Annotated in this window: 24 protein-coding genes; 12 read left to right on the top strand and 12 right to left on the bottom strand. The window is 68.5% G+C overall.

Going from position 1 to position 24051, the window contains the following annotated elements; all coding sequences use genetic code 11:
• Positions 1-1231, bottom strand: a 1231-nt coding sequence (locus tag BJQ90_RS05425) for an acetyl-CoA C-acetyltransferase (RefSeq protein WP_226759286.1), incomplete at its 3' end; no start/stop codon positions are given.
• 20 nt (positions 1232-1251) lie between these two features.
• Entirely contained in the window at positions 1252-2412 is a 1161-nt protein-coding gene (gene galK, locus BJQ90_RS05430; RefSeq protein ID WP_226759287.1) for a galactokinase, read from the bottom strand.
• A 76-nt stretch (positions 2413-2488) separates the two neighbouring features.
• On the opposite strand from galK, the gene BJQ90_RS05435 reads away from it, so the two are divergent.
• From BJQ90_RS05435 to BJQ90_RS05450, 4 genes are read left to right on the top strand one after another with little or no spacing between them, the layout of a single operon-like run.
• Positions 2489-3496: an aldose 1-epimerase family protein gene (locus BJQ90_RS05435; RefSeq protein ID WP_413463644.1), complete on the top strand. Its 1008-nt coding sequence runs from the start codon at positions 2489-2491 to the stop codon at positions 3494-3496.
• A 48-nt stretch (positions 3497-3544) separates the two neighbouring features.
• Entirely contained in the window at positions 3545-4786 is a 1242-nt protein-coding gene (locus BJQ90_RS05440; RefSeq protein WP_226759289.1) for an AI-2E family transporter, read from the top strand.
• A 45-nt stretch (positions 4787-4831) separates the two neighbouring features.
• On the top strand, positions 4832-6070 hold the full coding sequence (ilvA, locus tag BJQ90_RS05445) for a threonine ammonia-lyase (protein ID WP_226759290.1): 1239 nt from the start codon (positions 4832-4834) through the stop codon (positions 6068-6070).
• Positions 6071-6078: 8 nt separating this feature from the next.
• On the top strand, positions 6079-6702 hold the full coding sequence (locus BJQ90_RS05450; RefSeq protein WP_226759307.1) for a rhomboid family intramembrane serine protease: 624 nt from the start codon (positions 6079-6081) through the stop codon (positions 6700-6702).
• A gap of 168 nt (positions 6703-6870) precedes the next feature.
• Here the strand turns inward: BJQ90_RS05450 and greA are convergent, their stop codons facing one another.
• Both greA and BJQ90_RS05460 read right to left on the bottom strand, forming a co-directional pair.
• Entirely contained in the window at positions 6871-7365 is a 495-nt protein-coding gene (gene greA, locus BJQ90_RS05455; RefSeq protein ID WP_226759291.1) for a transcription elongation factor GreA, read from the bottom strand.
• A 205-nt stretch (positions 7366-7570) separates the two neighbouring features.
• The gene (locus BJQ90_RS05460) at positions 7571-8029 is read right to left on the bottom strand and encodes a DUF4307 domain-containing protein (protein WP_226759292.1); all 459 of its coding nucleotides are present in this window, start codon (positions 8027-8029) and stop codon (positions 7571-7573) included.
• 107 nt (positions 8030-8136) lie between these two features.
• On the opposite strand from BJQ90_RS05460, the gene mca reads away from it, so the two are divergent.
• From mca to BJQ90_RS05480, 4 genes are all read left to right on the top strand, one after another.
• A complete protein-coding gene (mca, locus tag BJQ90_RS05465) occupies positions 8137-9042 on the top strand; it encodes a mycothiol conjugate amidase Mca (RefSeq protein ID WP_226759293.1) in 906 nt (301 codons plus the stop codon).
• Positions 9043-9151: 109 nt separating this feature from the next.
• On the top strand, positions 9152-9511 hold the full coding sequence (locus BJQ90_RS05470; RefSeq protein ID WP_226759294.1) for a hypothetical protein: 360 nt from the start codon (positions 9152-9154) through the stop codon (positions 9509-9511).
• Positions 9489-11747: a thioredoxin domain-containing protein gene (locus BJQ90_RS05475; protein WP_226759295.1), complete on the top strand. Its 2259-nt coding sequence runs from the start codon at positions 9489-9491 to the stop codon at positions 11745-11747. Before BJQ90_RS05470 ends, BJQ90_RS05475 begins: the two co-directional genes overlap by 23 nt.
• Complete coding sequence (locus tag BJQ90_RS05480) at positions 11744-12409, top strand: HAD family hydrolase (RefSeq protein ID WP_226759296.1); 666 nt, start codon at positions 11744-11746, stop codon at positions 12407-12409. Before BJQ90_RS05475 ends, BJQ90_RS05480 begins: the two co-directional genes overlap by 4 nt.
• Positions 12410-12460: 51 nt before the next feature.
• Here BJQ90_RS05480 and trhA read toward each other — a convergent pair whose 3' ends face one another.
• The gene (gene trhA / locus BJQ90_RS05485; RefSeq protein WP_226759308.1) at positions 12461-13123 is read right to left on the bottom strand and encodes a PAQR family membrane homeostasis protein TrhA; all 663 of its coding nucleotides are present in this window, start codon (positions 13121-13123) and stop codon (positions 12461-12463) included.
• 216 nt (positions 13124-13339) lie between these two features.
• Here trhA and BJQ90_RS05490 point away from each other — a divergent pair, with 216 nt between their 5' ends.
• Together BJQ90_RS05490 and BJQ90_RS05495 are read left to right on the top strand one after the other, a co-directional pair.
• A complete protein-coding gene (locus BJQ90_RS05490; protein ID WP_226759309.1) occupies positions 13340-14101 on the top strand; it encodes an isoprenyl transferase in 762 nt (253 codons plus the stop codon).
• A 233-nt stretch (positions 14102-14334) separates the two neighbouring features.
• On the top strand, positions 14335-15777 hold the full coding sequence (locus BJQ90_RS05495) for a PhoH family protein (RefSeq protein WP_226759297.1): 1443 nt from the start codon (positions 14335-14337) through the stop codon (positions 15775-15777).
• Between the two features lie 166 nt (positions 15778-15943).
• On the opposite strand, the gene BJQ90_RS05500 is transcribed toward BJQ90_RS05495, so the two are convergent.
• Together BJQ90_RS05500 and BJQ90_RS05505 are read right to left on the bottom strand one after the other, a co-directional pair.
• Positions 15944-16597 carry a GNAT family N-acetyltransferase gene (locus tag BJQ90_RS05500; protein ID WP_226759298.1) on the bottom strand — a complete coding sequence of 218 codons (654 nt, stop codon included), beginning with the start codon at positions 16595-16597 and terminating at the stop codon, positions 15944-15946.
• Positions 16598-16645: 48 nt separating this feature from the next.
• Positions 16646-17488: a hypothetical protein gene (locus tag BJQ90_RS05505; RefSeq protein WP_226759299.1), complete on the bottom strand. Its 843-nt coding sequence runs from the start codon at positions 17486-17488 to the stop codon at positions 16646-16648.
• Between the two features lie 60 nt (positions 17489-17548).
• On the opposite strand from BJQ90_RS05505, the gene BJQ90_RS05510 reads away from it, so the two are divergent.
• The gene (locus tag BJQ90_RS05510) at positions 17549-18112 is read left to right on the top strand and encodes a prepilin peptidase (protein ID WP_226759300.1); all 564 of its coding nucleotides are present in this window, start codon (positions 17549-17551) and stop codon (positions 18110-18112) included.
• Positions 18113-18176: 64 nt separating this feature from the next.
• Here the strand turns inward: BJQ90_RS05510 and BJQ90_RS05515 are convergent, their stop codons facing one another.
• Positions 18177-19808 carry an MDR family MFS transporter gene (locus BJQ90_RS05515; RefSeq protein WP_226759301.1) on the bottom strand — a complete coding sequence of 544 codons (1632 nt, stop codon included), beginning with the start codon at positions 19806-19808 and terminating at the stop codon, positions 18177-18179.
• Positions 19805-20476, bottom strand: a complete 672-nt coding sequence (locus tag BJQ90_RS05520) for a TetR/AcrR family transcriptional regulator (RefSeq protein ID WP_226759302.1) — start codon at positions 20474-20476, stop codon at positions 19805-19807. Before BJQ90_RS05520 ends, BJQ90_RS05515 begins: the two co-directional genes overlap by 4 nt.
• 155 nt (positions 20477-20631) lie before the next feature.
• On the opposite strand from BJQ90_RS05520, the gene BJQ90_RS05525 reads away from it, so the two are divergent.
• Positions 20632-21297, top strand: coding sequence for a vWA domain-containing protein (locus BJQ90_RS05525; RefSeq protein WP_226759303.1), 666 nt, complete (start codon positions 20632-20634; stop codon positions 21295-21297).
• Between the two features lie 104 nt (positions 21298-21401).
• Here BJQ90_RS05525 and BJQ90_RS05530 read toward each other — a convergent pair whose 3' ends face one another.
• The 3 genes from BJQ90_RS05530 to BJQ90_RS05540 form a co-directional block, all read right to left on the bottom strand.
• Entirely contained in the window at positions 21402-22838 is a 1437-nt protein-coding gene (locus tag BJQ90_RS05530) for a class II fumarate hydratase (protein WP_226759304.1), read from the bottom strand.
• Positions 22839-22910: 72 nt separating this feature from the next.
• Entirely contained in the window at positions 22911-23525 is a 615-nt protein-coding gene (locus BJQ90_RS05535) for a carbonic anhydrase (RefSeq protein WP_226759305.1), read from the bottom strand.
• 10 nt (positions 23526-23535) lie between these two features.
• Positions 23536-24051: DUF4245 domain-containing protein (locus tag BJQ90_RS05540; RefSeq protein ID WP_226759306.1), on the bottom strand; the 516-nt coding region annotated here is incomplete at its 5' end.

Consider the following 24051-nt stretch of genomic DNA (forward strand, 5'->3'; position numbering starts at 1 on the left):
GCCGCTCCAGCACCACGGCCATGCCCTGGCCGCCGCCGACGCACAGCGTCGCCAAACCGAGCGTCGCATCGCGTTCCCTGAGGCCATTGAGCAGGGTGGTGGTCATCCGGGCGCCGGTCATGCCGAAAGGATGCCCCAGCGCGATGGCGCCGCCGTGGACGTTGAGCTTTTCGTGATCGATCCCAAGTTCCCTGGCGCTGGCGACGACCTGCACCGCGAAGGCCTCGTTGAGTTCCACGAGGTCGATATCCTCGATCCCCAGGCCGGCCAGCTCCAGGGCGCGGTGGGTCGCCTCGACCGGACCCATGCCCATCAGCTCGGGGGAGAGGGCGCTGACGCCGGTGGAGACAATCCGGGCCAGCGGTTCCAGCCCGAGTTCGCGGGCACGCGCGTCGCTCAGCACCACGACGGCGGCGGCTCCGTCGTTCAGCGGGCAGGCATTGCCGGCCGTGACGGTCCCCCCCGCGCGGAAGACCGGCTGCAGGGCGCTGACCGACCCGACGGTGACACCGGCCCGAGGGGAGTCGTCCCGGTCGATCACGGTGCCGTCCTTGCGGGTGTAGGGCGTGATCTCGCGGGCATAGAACCCGGCGGCGATTGCTGCTTCGGCGCGGTTTTCGCTCAGCACCGCCCAGGCGTCCTGCTCGGCCCGGCTGATGCCGTAGCTGGTCGCGACATTTTCCGCGGTCTGTCCCATGGCGATATAGATGTCCGGCATCCGGCCACCCAGCCGCGGGTCCGTCCACGGCGTATTGGACGCGGCCCGGGCGGCCGTGCGCTGCCGGGCGGCGTCAAAGAGCGGGTTGTGGGTGCTGGCGTCCGTCTCGCCGGCGCCGGCCCAGTCGCGGTAGCGGGACACGGCCTCCACCCCGGCCGAGACAAAGGCGTGCCCTTCGCCGGCTTTGATGGCGTGGAAGGCCATCCGGAGGGTTTGCAGGCTGGATGCGCAGAAACGGTTGATCGTGGCGCCGGGGACATTGTCCAGGCCGGCGAGGATGGTGACCACCCTGGCCATGTTGGAGCCCGCCTCGCCGCTGGGCTCGGCGCAGCCCAGATAGAGGTCGTCCAGGCCCCGCCCGGACGTGTCCGCCGGGTCGAACGAGGGAATCCGGGCGAGCGCCGCGGCCACCATGGCCGCCGCAAGATCGTCGGGCCGTTCGTCCTTCAGCGAGCCTTTGAAAGCGCGGCCGATCGGGCTCCTGGCAGTGGAAACGATGACGGCTTCTGGCATGGGCCCAGCGTACGCCTGGCCTAGGCCAGGCGCATCGCCCCTGCCGCGGGGCGGACACGGAAGATCGCCGGCGCCGTGTACCCGGCCGCCGCGAAGGCATGCTCGACGGCGGCCCGCACCCCCTGCTCGGCCGATGCCGGGGTGAGGGCGATCGCGGAGCCGCCGAAACCGCCCCCGGTCATCCGGGCACCGAGTGCCCCGGCGGAACGGGCGGCCTCCACGGCGAGGTCCAGTTCGGGGCAGGAGATCTCGAAGTCGTCCCGCATCGAGGCATGGGAGGCATCCAGCAGCGGGCCGATTGCCGCCGGCCCGGTACTCTCCAGGAGCCCGACCGTCCGGAGGACCCGCTCATTTTCCGTCACGACGTGCCGCACCCGGCGGAACGTCACCGGGTCCAGCAGGCCGCTGGCCTCCTCAAGGTCCTCCAGCCCGACGTCGCGCAGGGCCTTCACGCCGAGGACCTCGGCGCCCAGCTCGCAGGCGGCACGCCGGGAGGCGTAGCCGCCGTCCGCGTGCGAATGCGACACCTTCGTGTCAATCACGAGCAGCACCAGGCCGGCACCTTCGGCGTCGAACGGCACCAGCCGGACGCGCTGGTCCCGGCAGTCGAGGAAGAGGGCATGTCCGGCCGCGCCGCGCAGGGACGCGGACTGGTCCATGATCCCGGTGGGTGCTCCGACGAAGTCATTCTCCGCGCGCTGCGTGGCCAGGACCATGTCCTGCACCTCCAGCCCCGCCCCGCTGAGCTCGTTGAACGCTGAAATAACGGCGCACTCGATCGCGTGGGAAGAGGACAGCCCGGCGCCGCGGGGCACGTCGGAGTCCAGCAGCAGGTCCAGACCGCGCACGGGAAGCCCGCACTGCTGAAGCGCCCACAGCACACCCAGCGGGTACTTGGTCCACCCCCTCGCTGTTCCGCGGGCCAGCGAGCCGGCATCCGCCGTCGTCAATCCCTGGTTGCCGAAGGTGGACAACAGCCGGATGCCGGCGTCCGGCCGCAGGCGGACCGCCACGCGGGCCGTCCGGTCGATCGCAAACGGCAGCACAAAGCCTTCGTTGTAGTCGGTATGCTCGCCGATCAGGTTGACGCGGCCGGGCGCCTGCCACACGCCGTCCGGAGCCGAGCCGAAGACGGAATCGAACCGGGCCGCCAGCTGCCGGGCGTCGAGGGGGAGGCTCACACCGGGCCGCCGGCGGCCATCCTGGAAATGCGGGTCATGGCTCCACGGTATACGCCGTGGCGTGCGGCTGGGTACGGTGGTGACCATGAACCTGCTGCCCCCCGCTTCCCCGGAGTCCCCTCACCGCGACAGTCCCAGCGACGGCCCCGACGGCCCCGGAGCTGACGCCTCCGCCCGGCGCTACGCCACCGGCCGGCAGTATGAGCTGCGGCGCGGCGACGCGCTCGCGGTCGTCACCGAACTCGCCGCCGGGCTGAGGCTGTACAGCCGCGGCGGAATGCAGCTGACGGAAAGCTACGGGGACGCGGAGATCCCACCGGGCGCCGCCGGCATCACGCTGGCGCCGTGGGCGAACCGCGTTGAGGACGGCGTCTGGTACCTCAACGGCAAGAAGCAGCAGCTGGACATCACCGAGGTGTCCCGCAACAACGCCAGCCACGGGCTGCTGCGCAACGCCTCCTATGACCTTGTCGACGAATCGGAATTCTCGGTCACCCTCGAAGCGCCCGTGTTCCCGCAGCACGGCTACCCCTTCCTGCTGCGGCACCGCGTGCGCTACGAACTGGCCGGGGACCTGGGCCTGGTGGTCCGGCAGCTGCTGATCAACGACTCCCAGGAACCTGCCCCGTTCGTCCTCGGCGCCCACCCCTACCTGCGGCTGGGGGAGCTGCCCAGCGAGGAGCTGACCGTCACCGTCCACGCCGGCACCAGGCTCGTGACGGACGGGCGCCTGATCCCGCGCGGCACGGAAACGGTGGGCGGGGACTTCGACCTCCGCGCCGGCCGGCTGGTCGCTGAGCTGGAACTCGATTCCGCCTACACAGACCTGGAGTTCGACGACGGCATCGCCCGCCACACGCTGAGCGCAGCGGACGGCCGGAGCGTGAGCCTCTGGCAGGACGCGAGCTGCGGCTACGTCCACGTTTTTGTCACCACCGAGTTCCCGGGCCGCACCAAGGCGGTGGCGATCGAGCCGATGACCGGTCCGGCCAACGCCTTCAACAGCGGCGACGGACTGCGCTGGCTGCCGCCCGGGGAGCGGTTCGCCATGACGTGGGGGATCAGCGCGTCCCTGGAGCAGTGAGCGGCGGCCGGGTTTCCCATCCGGGCGGCGCTGGGGAATCATGGGGCTATGACGCCAGTTGACAATTCCGCCCCGCGACACCACCCCGACGCAGCCAGCGCCGCCGACAGCGTCTCTCACAGCGTCTCCGCCCGCGACTCCGACAGTGACTCTGCGCCGGTGCGCGTTGTCACGGACCGGGAAATCGACCAGGACATCCCGTATGGCGTGCGGATCGCCGCATCCTGGTCCTGGCGCCTCGGACTGATCATCCTCGTGGCGGGCGCCCTCGTGTGGCTGCTCAGCAGGGTCAGCTTCCTGCTGATTCCCGTCATGGTCGCCGCGCTGCTGGCCGGGCTGCTGTCACCGGTCAAGAACTGGCTCAGGAGGAACAGCGTCCCCAACGGGCTCGCCGTCGCCATTACCGTCCTGGGCTTCCTCGGCATGATTGTCGGGGCCCTGGCGCTCGTGGGGCGGCAGCTCGCCTCGGGCTTCGCCGAACTGTGGAGCGAGGCCCTCGCCGGTGTCCAGAAGATCCAGGTCTGGCTCGCGGACGGTCCGCTGCACCTGAGCGCGGCCCAGATCGACCAGTACCTCAAGGACGGCACCGCGGCGCTGCAGAACAACAGCAGCAGCATTCTCAGCGGCGCGCTGTCGTTCGGGAGCACCGCCGGGCACTTCGCCGCCGGAATGGTCCTGGCGCTGTTCATCCTGATCTTCTTCCTGCTGGAAGGAGGACGCATCTGGTCGTTCCTCGTGCGGCTGCTGCCCAGGAAGGCCCGCGCCGCGACGGACGGGGCCGGCCGGAAGGGCTGGGAATCGATGGTCAGCTACACCCGGATCCAGATGTTCGTCGCCTTCGTGGACGCGGTCGGGATCGGGGTCGGTGCGGCGATCATCGGTGTGCCGCTGGCGCTGCCGCTGGGCGTGTTGGTGTTCCTCGGCTCTTTCATCCCGATTATTGGCGCCCTGGTGACCGGCGCCGTCGCCGTGCTGCTGGCCCTCGTGGCCAACGGCCCGGTCAACGCCCTGATCATGCTGGGCATCGTGCTGCTGGTCCAGCAGCTGGAAAGCCACATCCTGCAGCCGCTCGTCATGGGCAAGGCCGTCTCGCTGCACCCGGTGGCCGTCATCCTGGCCGTCGCCGCCGGTTCCTACCTCGCCGGAATTCCCGGAGCCCTGTTCTCGGTCCCCATCCTCGCCGTAGCAAACTCGTCGATTCGCTACATTGCCGGCAGAACGTGGGAACATGAAAGTGCGCCGGCACCCGCGGGCCAGCAGGGCATCCCTGCCCCCGGATCCACCCCCTGAGCCGAAGACCGAGCAAAACACAGATCCGAAGAAGGAGACTAGTTCGTGAACACCCTTGAGAGCCTGCCCGTCACGCTGGACGATGTCCTGGAGGCGCAGAAGCTGCTCGACGGGATTATTACGCGGACGCCGGTTGAATCCTCCCGTGCCCTCGGCAGCATGGTCGGCGGCGAGGTCTTCCTCAAGTGCGAAAACCTGCAGCGGGCCGGTTCCTTCAAGGTCCGGGGCGCCTACGTCCGGATGGCCAAGCTCTCCCCGGCGGAGAAGAAGCGCGGCGTCGTGGCGGCCTCGGCCGGCAACCATGCCCAGGGTGTGGCCGTCGCCGCCAAGAGCCTGGGCATCAAGGCCCGGATCTACATGCCGCTGGGGGTCGCCCTGCCCAAACTCGCCGCCACCCGCAGCCACGGGGCCGAAGTGGTCCTGCACGGCCACAACGTCGACGAGGCCCTCGCGGAAGCGAAGCGCTACGCGGACGAGACCGGCGCCGTGTTCGTCCACCCCTTCGACGACGTCGACGTCGTCGCCGGCCAGGGCACCGTTGGCCTCGAAATCCTGGAACAGATCCCCGACGTCGACACCATCCTGATGGGCGTTGGCGGCGGCGGGCTCCTCGCCGGCGTCGCCGTGGCCGTGAAGGCCCGGGCCAAAGAACTGGGCCGGGAGATCCGGATCATCGGTGTCCAGGCCGAAAATGCGGCCGCCTACCCGCCCTCGCTTGCCGCGGACGCCCTCGTGCCGCTCAAACGAGTCTCCACCATGGCCGACGGCATCGCCGTCGGCCGGCCCGGCCAGCTGCCCTTCAGCATCATCCGGGAACTCGTCGACGACGTCGTCACTGTCAGCGAGGACGCCCTGGCCCGGGCGCTCATCTTCCTGCTGGAACGCGCCAAGATGGTCGTCGAGCCAGCCGGCGCGGTGGGCGTCGCGGCGCTGATGGAAGGCAAAATCGAGAACCCCGGCACCGTGGCCGTGGTGCTCTCCGGCGGCAACATCGACCCGATGCTGATGCTCAAGGTCATCCAGCGCGGCCTTTCCGCCGCGGGCCGGTACATGACCGTGCGGATGATGCTGGACGACCGGCCCGGTTCGCTGGCAACGATCGCCCGCATCATCGCCGAAAACGATGCCAACGTGACCGGCCTGGACCACACCCGGGTGGGCGGCTCGATCAGCATGGGCGATGTGTCCATCACCGTGAACCTGGAGACGAAAGGCCACGAACACTGCGAGCAGGTCCTTGCGGCGCTCCGGGCCGAAGGCTTCCAGCCGATCGTGGTGCACTAGGCACCATGATGCTGGATCCCGCCCGGAACGGCACGCCACGCACCGGAGACACTGCAGCGGGGCGCGCCCGCACGGGGCTGCTGGTGGTGGGATTGTTCGTGCTGGTGCTCTACGTCATCGAGATCATCAACACCCTGATGCTCCATTCGCTCAACCGCACGTTCGGCCTGCGCCCGCGCAACCTCGACGGAATCCTGGACATCCTGACGTTCCCGCTGCTGCACGCCAACCTGGCGCACCTGTTCTCCAACACGCTTCCGCTGATTGTCTTCGGGTTCCTGGTGCTGCTCTCCGGGCTGCGGGTGTTTTTCACAACCCTGTCCCTGAGCTGGCTGGCCTCCGGGGTGGTGGTGTGGCTGATCGGCGGCTTCAACATTACTGTCGGGGCGTCCGGCCTGGTCTTTGGGCTCTTCGCGTTCCTGCTGGTGCGGGGCTTCTTCAACCGCAACTGGTGGCAGATCCTGCTCTCCGTGGTGCTGTTCCTGACCTACGGCGGGGTCCTGTTCGGGATCCTGCCCACCGTGGCGAGCTTCGTTTCCTGGCAGGCGCACCTGGGCGGGGCGATCGGCGGGGTGCTGGCCGCCCTGCTCCTGAGCGTCCCGCGGGCGGGACCGCTGCGCGCCGGGCACTAGCACCCGGCATCTGCGGCACCCCTGGAGCGGCACCCCTGCAGCTCCAGCCCGCGCACCGGCCCCAGCCCTGCACAGCCCTGCACAGCCGCAACAACAACGACGCCGGCCCTCCCGCTAAGGGGAGGGCCGGCGTCGTTCGCTGCAGGGCTGCAGCGGTGGTTTCGCGTATTAGCCGACGTACGGTTTGGCGGAGATGATCTCCACCGTGATGACCTTGCCGTTCGGGGCGGTGTAGCTGAGCTGGTCGCCCTGCTTGTGGCCCACGATGGCTGCGCCGAGGGGGGACTTCTCGCTGAAGACGTCGAGCTCCGAGTCTCCGGCGATTTCCCGTGAGCCGAGCAGGAAGCTTTCCTCGTCCCCTGCGATGTTGGCAACGACGATCATGCCGGGCTCGACAATTCCGTCGTCGGCCGGGGATTCGCCCACGTGGGCGTCCCGGAGCAGCGCGGTCAGCTGGCGGATGCGGGCTTCGATCTTGCCCTGCTCCTCCTTGGCCGCGTGGTAGCCGCCGTTTTCCTTGAGGTCGCCTTCCTGGCGCGCAGCCTCGATCTTCTGGACGATTTCCGCCCGGCCGGGGCCGGAGAGGTGGTCCAGCTCTGCCTTCAGGCGGTCAAAAGCTTCCTGGGTGAGCCAAGCTGCAGTTGCGCTGTTGGTGGTAGACACGGACTTCTCCTTCATGGTCAAACAAACAAAGACCCCGCTACGGTGGCCACTTATGGGACTCAGTAACCAGCTCAGCGGGGGAAAGGTATTGATCCATTGTAGTCAATCCTGTGGATAAACCAAAGAACGCTGGGATGTGGATCACACCGTGTTACCGCGGCCGACGCCGCAGCCCGGAGGGTTGTGCGGCGGCAGCCCGGAGGGCCTACTTGCCGGCGTCGGGAATCCAGCAGCTGTCGATGATGCCGGACACGGCCTGCGACTCCGTGTGCAGTGTCGCCCGCTGGGCAGTGGTGCGTCCGCCGTCGGAGCCGGCATCGGCGGCGTTCGGGGGGATGTCCACCACCTTCCAGCCGACGACGGCGAACTTGGAGTCCAACGCCTTGACCGCGCATTTGGCGGCGGTGCCCGGTTCCTTGGTGACCTGGAAATCGACCTCGGTGAGGGTGGCGTCCGGCGTGCTGTAGCCGATGTCCTTGTAGGTGACCGTGGCCGTGGCGTTCGACGTCGAGATCCAGGCCATAAAGGCCATCCCGGCCACCAGGGCAAGAATCAGGACGTTCCGTTTGGCCTTGCCGGTGAGTGTTCGCTTTTGGCCGCCGTAGCGATTGGCTAGGCTGGGAGATGCCGGCGCAGTCGCGGCAGGCTGATCCTGGGAAGTCACCAGTCCAGTTTAGTGTGGATCCGGCGGGGAAATGTCCGCTCGTCGGGGCCACCCGCAGAAGCACGCCCCTAACAGCACACCAATAGACAAAGAGGAGCCGTCCCACGATGACAGCGTCCACCAGCCCGTCAGCGCCGCTTCGACTGTTGGCTGTCCATGCTCATCCCGACGACGAATCCAGCAAGGGCGCCGCCACGATGGCGATGTACGCCGCGGCCGGCATCGACGTCCTGGTGGCCACCTGCACCGACGGTTCCCGCGGTGACATCCAGAACCCGGCGATGGCGGGCGAGCCGCACCCCAAGCGCGACATGGCCGGCGCGCGCCGGCTGGAGATGGAGCACGCCGCCAACGTCCTGGGCGTCCGCCAGCGCTGGCTTGGCTTCGTCGATTCGGGGCTGCCGGAAGGCGATCCGCTGCCGCCGCTGCCGGTCGGCTCCTTCGCTACGCTGCCGCTGGAACGGGCGGCCGCCCCGCTGGTCCGGCTGGTCCGCCGGTTCAAGCCGCAGGTAATCCTCAGCTACGACGAGAACGGCGGCTATCCGCACCCGGACCACATCATGGCGCACCGGGTCGCCGTCGAGGCCTTCGAAGCCGCCGGGGACCCGGCCCGCTACCCGGGAACCGGGGACGCCTGGGCGCCGGGCAAGCTGTACTACGACCGTGCGTTCAGCCCCGAACGGTTCCGGGCCCTGCATTTCGCGCTGGAGGAATCCGGCCTTCAGTCGCCCTATGCCGAACGGCTCGCGGCGTGGCTGGAAGCCGACGCCGAGGGCCACACCCCGCCCGCGCCGACTCACCCCACCACGACCCAGATCGAGTGCGGCGACTTCTTTGAAGCACGCGACGACGCGCTGCGTTCCCACCGCACCCAGGTCGACCCGGAAGGGTTCTTCTTCGCCGTCTCGCCGGCGATGCAGCGCCGCGTCTGGCCCTGGGAGGACTACTCGCTGATCCAGTCCAGGGTCCCCGCAGAGTTGCCGGAAAAGGACTTCTTCGCCGGGCTAAGATAGACCATCAGGCCTTTTCTATGACGCGTAGAAGTCGTCGTGGAAACCGTTCCGGCCCGTCCGCCAGCAGTGGCGTCGGGTTGCCATTCAGCCCCCATAGAAGGTCCTCACCGTGTATTCCTCGCTCATTGCCCTGGCAACAACTCCGGCGCCCACCCCTACGCCGTCGCTGCGCCCGGGACTGTCCCAGGACCAGGTGACGCCCGGCCTGCTGGGTTTCCTCCTGACCGCCTTCATCGTGGTGCTGACGGCCCTGCTGATCGTCGATATGGTCCGGCGCATCCGCCGCGTCCGCTACCGCGCCCAGGTGGAGGAGGAACGCGCCGCACAGGCTGGCGGGGACGCTCCGCAGGCCGCCGACGCCGGAACGGTGGCCCCCGGGGTCCAGGATCCGGCCGCGCAGCCCGGCAACCGTCCGGAAGTTGGCAACCGTCCGGAAGTCAATGGCGATGCCGGGCCGGGAAACCGCTGACGGCGGCACGCCCCCGCGCTTCCCCGAGGCCGCCAACGCCTTGGGCGGAGAACCCTCTGCCTACCTCCGGCAGCACGCCAGCAACCCCGTGCACTGGCGGCCCTTCGGTGACGAGGCTTTTGCGTTCGCCGCCGCCCGCGATGTTCCGGTCTTCCTCTCCGTCGGCTATGCGGCCTGCCACTGGTGCCACGTCATGGCGCGGGAATCCTTTGAAGACCCGGACACCGCGGACTTCCTGAACGCCAACTTCGTCGCCGTGAAGGTGGACCGTGAAGAGCGCCCCGATGTGGACGCCGTCTACCTGGCCGCGACCCAGGCGATCAGCGGGCAGGGCGGCTGGCCCATGTCCGTCTTCCTGCTCCCTGACGGCCGGGCGTTCCATGCCGGCACCTACTTTCCGCCCCGGCCGCTGCCGGGCAGGCCCTCCTTCCGCCAGGTCCTCGAGGCCGTGGTGGAGGCGTGGCGGGAGCGCCGGGACACCGTGGAACAGAACGCCGGGGCGCTGGCCCGCGGCCTCGCCGCGTCGCAGCTGGGCGCCGCCGTTCGGCTGGACGGTGTGCCCGCGCCGGTCGATCCGTCACTCCCCGGGGAGGCCGTGCGCGCGCTGGCGGACTCCGAAGACCCGTCCGGCGGCGGTTTCGGCGACGCGCCGAAGTTCCCGCCCTCGGCAGTGCTGGAATTCCTGATCCGGCATGCCGCCGCTCCCTCAGGGGCCGCCGGGACCTCGGGAGCCGCCGGCCCGGGAACCCCGGACCAGGCCCGCGATCTGGCGGGCCGGACGCTCGCCGCGATGTCGCGTTCGGCCCTGTTCGACCAGCTCGACGGCGGCTTCTCCCGCTATTCGGTGACCCGGGACTGGTCCGTGCCGCACTTCGAGAAGATGCTCTACGACAACGCCCAGCTGTTGCGTGTCTACGTCCACTGGGTCCGGCTGGGCGGCACGGCCGGCTATCCGGCAGCGGAAGCAGCCGACGTCGCCCGCCGAACCGCCGGCTGGCTGCTCGCCTCTCTGGGGCTCGGCACGGGCAACACCGGCCATGACGCCCTGACCGGGACGGCCGGTGCGCTTCCCGAAGCCCTGGCCTCGTCGCTCGACGCCGACACGGTCGTGGCCGGCGTCCACTCCGAGGGCGCCAGCTACCTCTGGACCCCGGCAGGGCTGGCAGCCGTCCTGGGTCCCGGTGACGGCGCCGCCGTCGCGCGGCTCATGAATGTCCGATCCCGTGGCACCGTCTCCGCGGACGGCTCACCGCTGCACCCCGGCCGGGCACTCAGCGCTGCCGAAGCGGACCTGTGGCGGCGGGCCCGGCCGGCGCTGCTGGCCGAACGTTTCCGCCGGACCCAGCCCGCCCGCGACGACAAAGTCGTGGCCGGCTGGAACGGGCTTGCCGTCGCGGCGCTGGCCGAAGCCGGCGCGGTGCTGGGGCAGCCCCTGCTCGTGGCCGCAGCCGGGCGCATCGCGGCCTACCTGGAGCGTGTGCACTGGCGGCCGGCTGCCGCGGGCAAGGCCGGCACGCTGATCCGGGTCTCCCATGACGGCCTGGCCGGGGGGATCGGCGGGCTGCTGGAGGATTACGCTTTTGCCGTTGAGGGGCTGATCGCGCTCTACGCGGTCTCGGGCCGGACCCGCTGGTACCGGCTGGCGGAGGAGATCCTGGCGGCCTCCTGTGCGCGGTTCACGAAGGACGGCGCGCTCACGGACACGGCGGGGGAGTCGGAACAGGTGTCCAACGCCCAGGGGGGGCGCGCGCCGCTGGAGCTCTTCGACAATGCCACGCCCAGCGGAGCCGCCGCGTTCGCCGGCGCACTGCTGTCCTGCTCGGCGCTCTCCGGCTCCGCTGAACACCGCGCCCTCGCCGGCAACATCCTTTCGGTGCTGCCGCCGCTGGCCACCCGCGCGCCGCGGGCGGCAGGGTGGCTGCTCGCGACGGCGCAGGCCGCACTCGCCGGCCCGGTGGAAGCCGCCGTCGTCGGTCCGGACACACCGGAGCGGGCGGCGCTGCACCGCGGGCTGCTGCTCTCTCCCAGCCCCGGGCTGGCGGTCGCCCTGCAGGACGACACGCTTGCCCCCGGCGCGGGGCGGGAGGGCGACGCCGGCGGCGTGCCGCTGCTTCGCGGCCGCGGCGCCGCCCCCGACGGACGACCCCTGGTCTACCTGTGCCGCGGAATGGTCTGCGGGCTTCCCGTCGGCACTCCCGGCGAGGTGCGGGAGCGGCTGGCTAGGATGGCGGAATGACTTGTCGCGACGCTTTCGAACTTGTGGTTTTCGACTGCGACGGCGTGCTGGTCGACTCCGAAGTGATCGCCGTCCGGGTGGACCAGCTGGTCCTCGCCGACCTCGGCTGGGAGCTGGAGCGGGAAGAGATTGTGGAGCGCTTCGTGGGCAGGAGCGAGGCCGACTTCATCGCCGCGGTCGAAGAGCAGCTGGGCATCGAACTGGGCGAAGGCTGGGACCGGAAGTACGACCCCTGGTACCGGACGGCCTTCGAGCGCGAACTCGTGGCGGTTGACGGCGTCGAGGAAGCGCTCGACGGGCTGAGGGTCCCGCACTGCGTCGCCTCCAGCGGGAGCCACGCCAAGATGCGGCGCACGCTCCGGCGGACAGGACTTTGGCACCGTTTCGAGGGCCGGATCTTCAGCGCGTCCGAAGTCGCCAGCGGCAAACCGGCCCCCGACCTGTTCCTGCACGCCGCCGGGACGCTCGGCGCGGCACCGGAGCGCTGCGCCGTCGTCGTCGAAGACAGTGCCCACGGCGTCCAGGCGGCCCGCTCGGCCGGGATGCACGTCTTCGCCTACGCCGGCGGGGTGACCCCGGCGGGGCGGCTGGAAGGACCCGGCACCACCGTGTTCCATGACATGCGGCAACTGCCCGGCCTCATCGACGCCGGACGGCCCTGACTCGGCAGCCGCCGCGAAACTGTCCCGGGCACGCCGCCGTCGGCGGGGACATCAACTCAGGACGGCGATGGCGATCGCGATGTAGTGCGCGGCGAAAGCAAAAACGGTGAGGGCGTGGAACAGTTCGTGGAAGCCGAAGTGTTCGTAGCTGAAGTTCGGCTTCTTCAGCGCGTAGAAGACGGCGCCGGTGATATAGAGGGCGCCCCCAACACAGATCAGCACGGCGGAGGCAACGTTTGCGGCGAAGAAATCCGGCAGGTAGAACAACGCGCCGCAGCCCAGGGCGATGTAGATCGGGACGTAGAGCCAGCGCGGGGCGTGGGTCCACAGCAGGCGGAACAGTACCCCGAGGATGGCTCCGGTCCAGATCACCCACAGCAGCACTTCGGCTTTGGGCCGGTCCAGGAGGGCCCAGGCCAGCGGCGTGTAGCTCCCGGCGATCACCAGCATGATGTTCGTATGGTCCAGCCGCTTCAGCACGATCTTGACGCCCGGGGACCAGTTGCCCCGGTGGTAGATGGCGCTGATCCCGAACAGCAGCACCCCGGTGAAGGCGTAGATGGCGGAGGCGATCTTCAGGTCCGGCGTGGGGGCTAGAATCACCAAAACCAGGCCGGCGGCCAGCGCCAGCGGCGCCGTGACGGTGTGGATCCAGCCGCGCCATTTGGGTTTGATCATCAGGAGTTCGGCCAGCCGGACCGCGGCGTCGTCCATCGGGCCGGATTTGCGGTCCGCAGGCTGCTCCTGCCGCGGCTCGGGACTGTTGCTTTCCATGCCGCAATAATAAACTACGGTCCAGTAAGTTACCCGCGGGTAGTACGTTTTTATGGGCAACATCGCACCGTCCCTGCGCCCCGGCCCGCACTCCGGCGGGTAGCCTAGGATGTGCACAGCAGAGTCGTACTTCAAGGAAGCCAGGTGAATCTCCGGATGGAAATGCCCGGGTTCCTCTATGGCTTCTACGAGCGCAAGCTGCAGCGGTCCCTGGACCCGGAGCGTATCCCGAGGCACATCGGCGTCATGGTCGACGGCAACCGGCGCTGGGCCCGGCAGTTCAACGCCCCGACCAGTCAGGGGCACCAGGCCGGCGCCGACAAGATCCACGAATTCCTCGGCTGGTGCCAGGAACTCGGCATCAAAGTGGTCACCCTGTACATGCTCTCCACGGACAACATGAACCGATCGGGCGAGGAGCTCGACCTGCTCATGGGCATCATCGCCAACACCCTGGACCGGCTGGACGAGGACGCCGAAATTTCGGTCCATGCCATGGGAGCCCCGGAACTGCTGCCCGACTACCTTGCCGCCCGGCTCAACCGGCTCACGGCCCGCACCCCCGCGCGTGAGAAACTCCACGTCAACGTCGCCGTCGGCTACGGCGGACGCCGCGAAATCGTCGACGCCGTCCGCGAACTGCTGCACGACGCCGTCGCCCGGGGCGCGGACATCGGAAAACTGGCCGATGACCTCAGCGTCGATGACATCTCGCGGTTCCTCTACACCCGCGGCCAGCCCGATCCTGACCTCGTGATCCGGACATCCGGGGAGCAGCGCCTCTCCGGTTTCCTGATGTGGCAAAGCGCGTACAGCGAGTTCTATTTCTGCGAAGCCCTGTGGCCGGCCTTCCGGAAGGTGGACTTCCTCCGGGCCCTCCGCGACTACGCGGGCCGGCAGCGCCGCTACGGCTCCTGAGCCGACATCCGGTGTTCACACGATGGCAACAAGAATCGCCGAAAAATTGGCATCAAAACGTCGCACCCCGGACGTACGTTAATCCCATCAGCAGGCAAACCGCCGGCTGATCGGGGAGGCCAGTACATGGAGCGGAAGTTCGCACCGGGTGTATGGGAGGCCGCGTCCGGCCTCAAGGCCGAACCGCCTCACCAATAACAATTCCGGGCATGCGCCCCGGGGCTGGAGTCGATGTGGCTATTTCTGAACAACTGCCCGACGTCGTGACCGACCAGGGACAGAAAGCTACCTCTCGCGCCAAGCGAGCCACCTCAACGACCGGTGCAGCCCATAGCGGCGCTGCAGCCGGTCTTGCTGTTTCCGGGGAAGGGACAGCAAACAGCGAACCGGCCCGGAGCTTCGTCATCGACACCTCGGTGCTGCTCTCGGACCCGCGGGCCCTGCTGCGCTTCGCGGAGCACGAAGTGATCCTGCCGATCGTCGTCATCACCGAACTCGAAGGCAAACGGCACGACCCCGAGCTCGGCTATTTCGCCCGCAAGGCGCTCAGGCTCCTCGATGACCTGCGGGTCGAGCACGGCGGACTCGACCGTCCCATCCCGCTCGGCCACGACGGCGGCACCCTCATGGTGGAGCTGAACCACATCTCCGCCGACGTGCTCCCGGCCGGCTTCCGCGGCGGGGACAACGACAGCCGGATCCTCGCCGTCGCCAAGAACCTCGCCAACGAGGGCCGGGACGTCACAGTGGTGTCCAAGGACCTCCCGATGCGCGTCAAGGCCTCGGCCATGGGGCTGCAGGCCGACGAGTACCGCAACGAACTCGTCAAGGACTCGGGCTGGACCGGCGTCGCGGAAATCGACGCGAGCGAGGAGGAAGTCTCCACGCTCTACGGCCATGAGCCGGTCTTCATCCCGGAAGCGGCCGAGATGCCCACGAACACCGGACTGGTGCTGCTCTCGCAGCGGGGATCCGCCCTGGGCCGGGTGGGGGCCGACAAGCAGGTCCGCCTCGTGAAGGGCGACCGCGACGTGTTCGGACTGCACGGCCGTTCAGCCGAACAACGGCTGGCGATCGACCTGCTGATGGACCCCTCCGTGGGCATTGTGTCCCTCGGCGGGCGTGCCGGCACCGGCAAGTCCGCGCTGGCCCTGTGCGCGGGCCTCGAAGCCGTGCTGGAACGCCAGGAGCACCGCAAGGTGATCGTCTTCCGGCCGCTCTACGCGGTGGGCGGGCAGGAGCTGGGCTACCTGCCCGGCTCCGAGGCGGAGAAAATGAACCCGTGGGCGCAGGCCGTCTTCGACACGCTCGGCGCCCTCGTCAGCCAGGAGGTCGTGGAGGAAGTGATGGACCGCGGCATGCTCGAGGTGATGCCGCTGACCCACATCCGCGGGCGTTCGCTCCATGACGCGTTCGTCATCGTGGATGAGGCCCAGTCACTCGAAAAGAACGTGCTGCTGACCGTGATGAGCCGGATCGGGCAGAACTCCAAGATCGTCCTGACCCACGACGTCGCCCAGCGCGACAACCTCCGGGTCGGCCGGCACGACGGCGTTGCCGCCGTGGTGGAGACGCTCAAGGGCCACCCGCTCTTCGGCCACGTCACCCTCACCCGCTCGGAGCGATCGCCGATCGCGGCGCTGGTCACGGATCTGCTCGAGGGGGCGGAGATCTAGTCGCCTGTGCGTGGCCGCGGCGGGATGGTCACCTTCGCGCGGCGGCGGGGTCCCGCCGTCGCTTAGACACCTCCCGCCGCTACGCTGCAGTCGCTGGGGCCGTGGTCCGGTTTGCCGGGCCGCGGCGTGTGCGTCGGTCACCTTCCCTGCGGGCCGCGGTCCGGCGTTACTGCGGGTCGATCCCCAGGTATTTGGCCGTGGCTTCGTGGCCTTGCACCTGCAGCTGCCAGTCGGGGCGCTTGAAGGTGGCTGGGGTGAGGCGGACTTTCTGGGCTTCCTGGCGTTGGCCGCCCCAGGTGATGCGCGTGACGCCGTTGAGTTCGTAGCCGAGGGAACGGGAGACGCCGAGGGACTGCCGATTCCAGGCGGCCGCCTCGGATTCCGCGACCTCCGCACCGAGCCAATCGAAGGCATAGAGGGCGACTGCGGCGCGCATCTCCTTGCCGAGACCGCGTCCCTGCACGCTCTGCCTCAGCCAGGAACCCGTGCCGACGGTTTTCAGGGTGGCGAAGTCGCTGGCCGCGATGTCCTGGCAACCGATGAATGCGCCCTCGTGCCAGATGCCCAGCAGCAGGGTCCATTCCCCGGGCGACATGGTGCCGCGGCACCGCCAGTACCACTGCGCCATGTTGCGCCCGAGCTCCTCGGCAGGGGCCTCCGCCCACGGTCTGCTGAAGGGGCTGCGGCCTGGTTCGTGGATGCCGCTCAGGGCCGCCTCCGCCGCTGCAGGGATTTCCTCGTCGCGGATGGGCCGCAGCACCAGGCGGGGTGTGGTCAGGGTGAGGCCGAAGGGCGGCCAGTAGCGGGCGAGCTCAGTCATCCCGGAAGCCTAGCGGCGGGGCCCGCGCTCAGCCAGTCACACGCGCCCTCAGCCGGCCGGGAGTTCCCAGCTGATGTGCCGGCGGACATCCGTGAGGTTCATGGACTCGGCGAGGAACAGGTCATCCAGCATGTACTCGTCCACGGCGAGGATCCGGAGCCAGTGTCCATACTCCTGCGGTCCGTTCCCTTCCTGTCCGCCCCCCAGCCAGTGACTCGCCACGCAAACTCCCGTGCCGGCGTCGATCCTCACCAGCGTGCGGCCCGGCCGGCACAACGGCGCGCCCGGGTCGCTGGGGCGGTAGCCGGGGTTGGGAGTCACGGTCGCTTCCAACGCGGGGCGGCCTGCGTGCATCACCTCGGTGATGGGGCCCAGTTCCACGGCATTGGAATTGGGGAATTCCAGCGGCACCGGGGCATTGCCTGCCAGCTCCACCGGGTCCAGTGCTGCGGCGAAGCGCCCGTTGCCGAAGCTTGGCTCGCCGTAGGCCGCTTCGGGGCGGCGCCGGACCAGGCCGCGGTCGTCGTAGACCGGGGTGACCAGTTGGGGCGGGAGCAGCCAGGTCTTCCGGGTGGAGCGGACGTAGAACACGTCGCGGGAATCGTTGATGCCGGTGGTGCTTTGCAGGACCAGGCCATCGGCGGTTTCCAGCCGCAGGGCTCCCGGGCGGCGCAGCCACGCGCGGACCAGATCCGGGTCCGGAGCTGTTTCCGCGGGTCCGGTTTCGGCGGGTCCGGTTTCGGCGGCGAGCGGCCGGTCCAGGTATTCAAAGCGCAGGGAGTGCCACTTCCACGGCGAGGAACGGCACAGGTTCCGGAAGGCGGCCGCCTGTTCCGCGGGGTCCCCGGGCGCGCGCCGCCCGCGCGGGTTCGAGGTGTCCCATCCGGCCATATCCACAGTTTACGCGCGGGCCCGGCCATGGCAGCCGGAATTTTCCAGTAGCATCCGAGAATGATCCAACGACTCGGCGGACTGGGCGAAGCGACCCCGCTGGCCTTCTGGCTGGTTCTGCTGGCGTGCGCCTACCTGGCGGTCGTGGCCGTGCGGCTCACCGTCATCGACGTCCGGCACCACCTGCTGCCGGACCGGATCGTTTTTCCGTCCTACGCCGTCGCCGCGGCGCTGTTGCTGGGGGCGGTGCTGGTCCACATCGTGTCCGGTGCGCCGGCCGCGGCCGCGGTGCCCGACGGCGGGGCCGGCCTTTTCGGCGTGCCCGGGCTGCGCGTCGTGGCCGGTGGCGCGGCACTGTGGTTGTTCTACTTCGTGCTGCGGGCCGTCTACCCGCCGGGGATGGGTTTTGGCGACGTCAAGCTCGCCGGTGTGCTCGGCATGTATCTGGGCTTCCTCGGCTGGCCGCACGTCTTTGCCGGAACCTTCGCGGCGTTCCTGTTCGGCGGACTGTGGAGCCTGGCCCTGCTGGTTTCGCGGCGCGGCACCCTGAAATCCAGCATCCCCTTCGGGCCGTTCATGCTCGCCGGCACCGCCGCGGCCATGGTGCTGCTGCCGGCCGCCTGAGGCCCGGCCGCCGCCGGCGCCTGGGCCAAACGGTGCCTAGGCCAGCCGGCGCTCACTGCCGTGGCTAACCGGCGTTGACGGCCGTGGCACCTGCGTGGCGTTCGGCCTCCAGGCGCTCTGCCTCCTCGCCGCCCACCGCCTCGCCGCGGGCCACCATACCCGCGGTGTCCGAGAGCGGGATCTGCCTCAGGGTCAGCGCGAGCACCAGGGCGATCCCGAGGAAGGGCAGCAGGTACCAGAACACGGGAGCCAGCGAATCGGCATAGGCGTTCACGATCGCGTCCTTGAGCTGTTCCGGGAGTTGGCTGAGGGCCTGCGGGTCCAGGGTGCGGGTGGACTGCGAGGCCTGCTCGGCCGAGGCCCCCGCCCCGGTGAACGCCCGGGCCAGTGACTCGGAAAGCCGGGCCGTGAAAAGGGAACCGAAGACGGCGACGCCGAGCGAGGCGCCCACTTCCCGGAAGTAGTTGTTGGTGCTTGTCGCCGTGCCGAGCTGTTCGGCGGGGACGGAGTTCTGCACCACCAGCACGATCACCTGCATGATGGAGCCCAGGCCCGCACCGAAAATGAACAGCTGGATGCAGATGATCCAGATGGGGGTCGCGGCCGTGAGGGTGGTCAGCCACAGCATCGCGGCAATGGTGAGGGTGGCCCCAAGGATCGGGAACATCTTGTACTTGCCGGTCTTGGAGATACGGATGCCGGAGAAGATGGCCATGCCCATCAGCCCCACCATCATGGGTAGCATCAGCAGGCCGGATTCCGCTGCCGAGGTGCCGGAGGACATCTGCAGGAACGTGGGGACGAACGCGATGGCGGCAAACATGCCCAGGCCCAGGGTGAAGCCAATCGCCGTGGAGTTCACGAAGATCCGGTTCCGGAACAGGCTCAGCGGGATGATGGGGTCCTCGGCCCTGCGTTCCACCAGGACGAAGGCGGTGGCGGCCAGCACCATGCCGGCGCCGAAGGCCCAGGTCAGCGGGGAATCCCAGCCTTCATCCTTCTTGCCGCCGAAATCGGTGAAGAAGATCAGGCAGGTGGTTGCCGCGGACAGCAGCAGCACGCCCAGGATGTCGATCCGCTTGTCGGCCTTTTTGTTGGGCAGCGTCAGCGTGAACCACGCGATGGTGAACGCCGCGATGCCGATCGGGATGTTGATGTAGAACGCCCACTCCCACGTCAGGTGGTCCACGAAGTAGCCGCCCAGGAGCGGGCCGGCCACGGCGGACAGGCCGAAGATTGCGCCCAGCGGGCCCATGTACTTGCCGCGGTCCTTCGCCGGGACGATGTCCGCGATGATGGCCTGCGAGAGGATCATGAGCCCGCCGCCGCCCAGGCCCTGGACGGCGCGGAAAATCACGAAGCCCCAGAAATCCGTGGCGAAGGCGCAGCCGACGGAGGCCAGGGTGAACAGGGCGATGGCCACCAGGAACAGGTTGCGCCGGCCCAGGATGTCGCCGAACTTGCCGTAGATCGGCATGACAATGGTGGTTGCCAGCAGGTAGGCGGTGGTGATCCAGGCCTGGTGTTCCACGCCTCCGAGCTTGCCGACGATGGTGGGCATGGCAGTGGAGACAATCGTCTGGTCCAGGCTCGAGAGCAACATCCCGGCGATCAAAGCGGAGAAAATGATCCAGATACGTTTCTGGGTCAGGAGCAGCGGCTCGGCTGCCGGTGCGGTGCTGACGGCGGAACTCATTGGGGTCCTTCGGTGGAGGCGGACGGAGCGATGTCCAGTGGCTGGGAAAAAAGGGTGCGGGCCGCTGCAATGTTTTCAAGCAGCATGTCCCGGTATCGACGGGTGTTGCTCTCGGAGAAGTAGGCTGCGCTCGTCTTCCGGGCGATGCTGCCCAGGAGCAGCACCGCCATGCGGACCACCGGATGGTCCGGGGGTACGTTTTCGCGGGCCGCGAGCATCCGCGCGAATTCTGTTTCACGCTGTTCCGAGGCTCCGATGAAGCGCAGCATGAGCTGGGGTTCCTTCTGGATGACGGCGATCAGCTGGCGGGTTTCCGCCTCGCTTGCGTTCATCTGTTCCGACAGGTCAAGGGAGAGCTGCACAAGGTCCGACAGCAGGGTGGGGGAGATCTCGCCGGCCGGAGAGCCGGCCCCGCCCTCGACGAAGCGGCTGACCACGGCGGCCGGGAAGTCGTCGTCGACGTGCCCGATGATGGCGTCTTCCTTGGTCGGGAAGTAGTTGAAGAAGGTCCGGCGGGAGATTCCCGTCCGTTCGCAGACCTCCTCTACTGTGTAGCCGTTGAGGCCTCGCTCCGCGGTCAGGGAACGCGCGGCGGCGGTGATCGCCGCCCGCGTCGCGGCGCGCTTGCGCTCGCGGAGTCCGCCTTCAATATTTGCACTTTCATTCACAAAGTAAATATTTGCACTTGTAGACAATAAGTGCAAAACCGCGGCGTGGATTTGGCCGTTCACTTTTATGTCGGGGCCCCGCCCTAGCCTGATGATGTCCAGCCAGCCGCTGGGGAAAGTTGGTCCTGGTGCGCCCGGACCGGAAATGGGGAAGCATGACAGATGCTGCATTGACACAGGTTTACGTCCTCCTGGACCGGTCGGGGTCCATGAGTGCCATTGCCGACGACACAGTGGGCGGGTTCGCGTCCTTCGTGCGTGAGCAGCGGTCCGTGGCTGGACGCTGCCTGCTCTCCCTGGCCCAGTTCGACGACAGCTACGAACGGGTCTACGCCGCGGTGGACATCCAGGATGTGCCTCCCCTGGACCTGCAGCCCCGCGGCTCCACGGCGCTGCACGACGCCATGATCCGGCTGATCGGAGAGGCCGGCGAGGAACTGGCGGCCCTGCCCGAGGACAAGCGCCCGGGGACGGTGCTGGTGGCAGTCCTGACCGATGGCCACGAGAACGCCTCACGGGAGGCGACCGGCCCGATGGTGAAGGCCCTCGTCGAGCGGCAGCAGAGCCAGTGGGGCTGGCAGTTCACGTATCTGGGCGCCAACCAGGATGCCGTGCTGACGGCGCACGGGCTGGGCATCCGGGCCGAGGACGCGCTGACGTATGCGGCCGGCAATGTGGACGCAGCCTTCTCCGGGCAGTCGGCCAAGACCCGCAGGCTGCGGGAGGCCCGCCTGGCCGGTGCCAGCATGGCGGATGCCGCTGCTGCTGCGGCCTACACCGTCGAGGAGCGGCGGGCCGCCGGGGGAGAGGCGCCACTCTAGGCCTGCGCAGGCAGCAGGCAAAACGGCGGCCGGCGCCTTTCGCTGGAAAGGTGCCGGCCGCCGTCGGACGCCACGCGCCGGAAGGGCGCGGCGGCGGGTGGGTGTTAGGCCTTGTGCGGCGGACGGGTCATGGACATAACGTCCAGGGCGGTGTCCAGCTGCTCCTCGGTCAATTCGCCGCGATCCAGGAAGCCCATGGCGACGACGGTTTCGCGGATGGTCAGGCCCTCTGCGACGGCCTTCTTGGCGATCTTCGCGGCGTTCTCGTAACCGATGAACTTGTTCAGCGGCGTGACGATCGACGGTGAAGCCTCGGCGAGGAAGCGGGCCCGCTCGACGTTGGCGGTGATGCCGTCGATCATCTTGTCCGCCATGACGCGGCTGGTGTTGGCCAGCAGCCGCACGGATTCGAGCAGGTTGGCGGCCATCACGGGGATGCCGACATTGAGCTCGAACGCGCCGTTGGTGCCGGACCAGGCGATGGTGGTGTCGTTGCCGATGACCTGTGCGCAGACCATGATCGAGGCCTCGCAGATGACCGGGTTGACCTTGCCCGGCATGATCGAGGAGCCAGGCTGCAGGTCCGGGATAGCGATTTCACCGAGGCCGGTGTTGGGGCCGGAACCCATCCAGCGCAGGTCGTTGTTGATCTTCATTAAGGAGATTGCGATGTTGCGCAGCTGGCTCGAGGCTTCGATCAGGCCGTCTCGGTTGGCCTGGGCCTCGAAGTGGTCGCGGGCCTCGGTCAGCGGCAGCCCGGTGTCGGAAGCGAGCAGTTCGATAACACGCTCCGGGAAACCGGCGGGGGTGTTGATGCCGGTGCCGACGGCGGTGCCGCCGAGCGGAACTTCGGCGACGCGGGGGAGCGAGGCGTTGATGCGCTCGACGCCGTAGCGGACCTGGGCGGCGTAACCTCCGAATTCCTGTCCCAGGGTCACCGGGGTGGCGTCCATCAGGTGGGTGCGGCCGGACTTGACGACGTCCTTGAACTCGACGGCCTTGCGCTCCAGCGAGTCGGCAAGGTAGCCCAGCGCCGGGATCAGGTCGTTGATCAGGGCGGAGGTGGCGGCCACGTGGACCGAGGTCGGGAAGACGTCGTTGGAGGACTGCGAGGCGTTGACGTGGTCGTTCGGGTGGACCACCTTGTCGCTGCCGGCGGCTTTGAGGGCGCGGGAGGCGAGCTCGGCGATGACCTCGTTGGTGTTCATGTTGGAGGACGTGCCCGAGCCGGTCTGGAAGACGTCGATCGGGAAGTCGCCGTCGTACTTTCCGGTGGCAACCTCGTCGGCGGCATCAGCAATTGCCTGGGCGAGCTCGCCGTCGAGCACTCCCAGTTCTGCGTTCGCCTGGGCCGCGGCCTTCTTGACCCGGGCGAGGGCCTCGATGTGCGTGCGCTCCAGGGTTTTTCCTGAAATGGGGAAGTTTTCGACCGCACGCTGTGTCTGGGCACGGTACAGGGCGTTCACGGGGACGCGGACTTCGCCCATCGTGTCGTGTTCAATGCGGAACTCTTCGGTGTTCAACTCTTCTGTGGAAGTCATGGGGCTAGCTTATTGGGCGGAGCCGTTGCATCGAAAACCGTGAAGGGCTTGCTACTTGGCCGCTGCGTGAACCTAGAGCTCGCCGATTCCGGAAACGAGGTCCGCCCGGCCATCGGCCAGGCTGTAGGCGAGCCCGATCACTGCTGCACGTCCGCTCCCGACAGCCTCGGAAATCACCCGCGAGCTGTCCACGAGCCGCTGCGAGGTCTGTTTGACGTTTTCGACCACCATCTCGTTGACCTCGTGCTGGTTGTTGCGCAGCGAGGTCAGCACCGAGGGTGTGATGCGTTCCACGAGGCTGCGCATAAAGCCCACGGGCATCTGGCCGGTCTCCATCGCGTTCTTGGTGGCCGTGACCGCCCCGCAGCTGTCGTGTCCCAGGACGACGATCAGCGGCACTGAGAGAACGCTGACGCTGTATTCGAGCGAGCCGAGCACGGCGTCGTCGATCACATGGCCGGCGGTGCGGACCACGAAGGCGTCGCCCAGGCCCAGGTCGAAGATGATTTCGGCGGCCAGCCGTGAGTCGGAGCAGCCGAAGATCACCGCGAACGGGTGCTGGTTCTCCACCAGGGAGGAGCGCCGGGACGCGTCCTGGTTGGGATGGGACGACTTGCCGGAGACGAAGCGTTCGTTGCCCTCGCGGAGACGGCGCCAGGCAAGGGCGGGAGTGAGATAAGTGGCCACGGCCTTTACTTTACGGTGAAGGGGTGGGGGAGGGCGAAACTGTTGCTCCCGGGGTGCTCCCCGGTGACGCGCTGCCGGCCGTGCGGGATCCGCTCTCGAGATCCTTGACGACGGCGGCTGCCAGCGCCGTGAACTCGTCCAGCTGGGCGGGCCCGGTGAGGATGACGGTGGAGCCGCCGGCGTCGAGAAGCACCATGCTCTTCTCCCCCTTGCCCGTGTCGCGGAGTTCCCATTCACGCCCGCCGGCGCTGCGGGTGCCGGTGACCGGCGCGCTCTTCACCTGTTGCAGCAGCCAGGTGGGATTGGACTGCCGTGTCTGCACCAGGGCGATGAAGGATTCCTTGGGCGTGAGGTAGCCGACCTCCCAGGTCGGGACGCCGCTGCCCGTGCCGGATTCCCACCGGGCGTAATTTGCGCGGAATGTGTCGCCGGTATCCGGGGCAGCCGGTGTGAATCCCGCCACACCGGCGGCATTCTGCGCCACGGCGCCGACGTTGATGTTGGGGCGGTAGCCGTCGGTCTTGGG

The organism is Arthrobacter sp. SO3 (assembly GCF_020532825.1).
GTDB lineage: Bacteria > Actinomycetota > Actinomycetes > Actinomycetales > Micrococcaceae > Arthrobacter.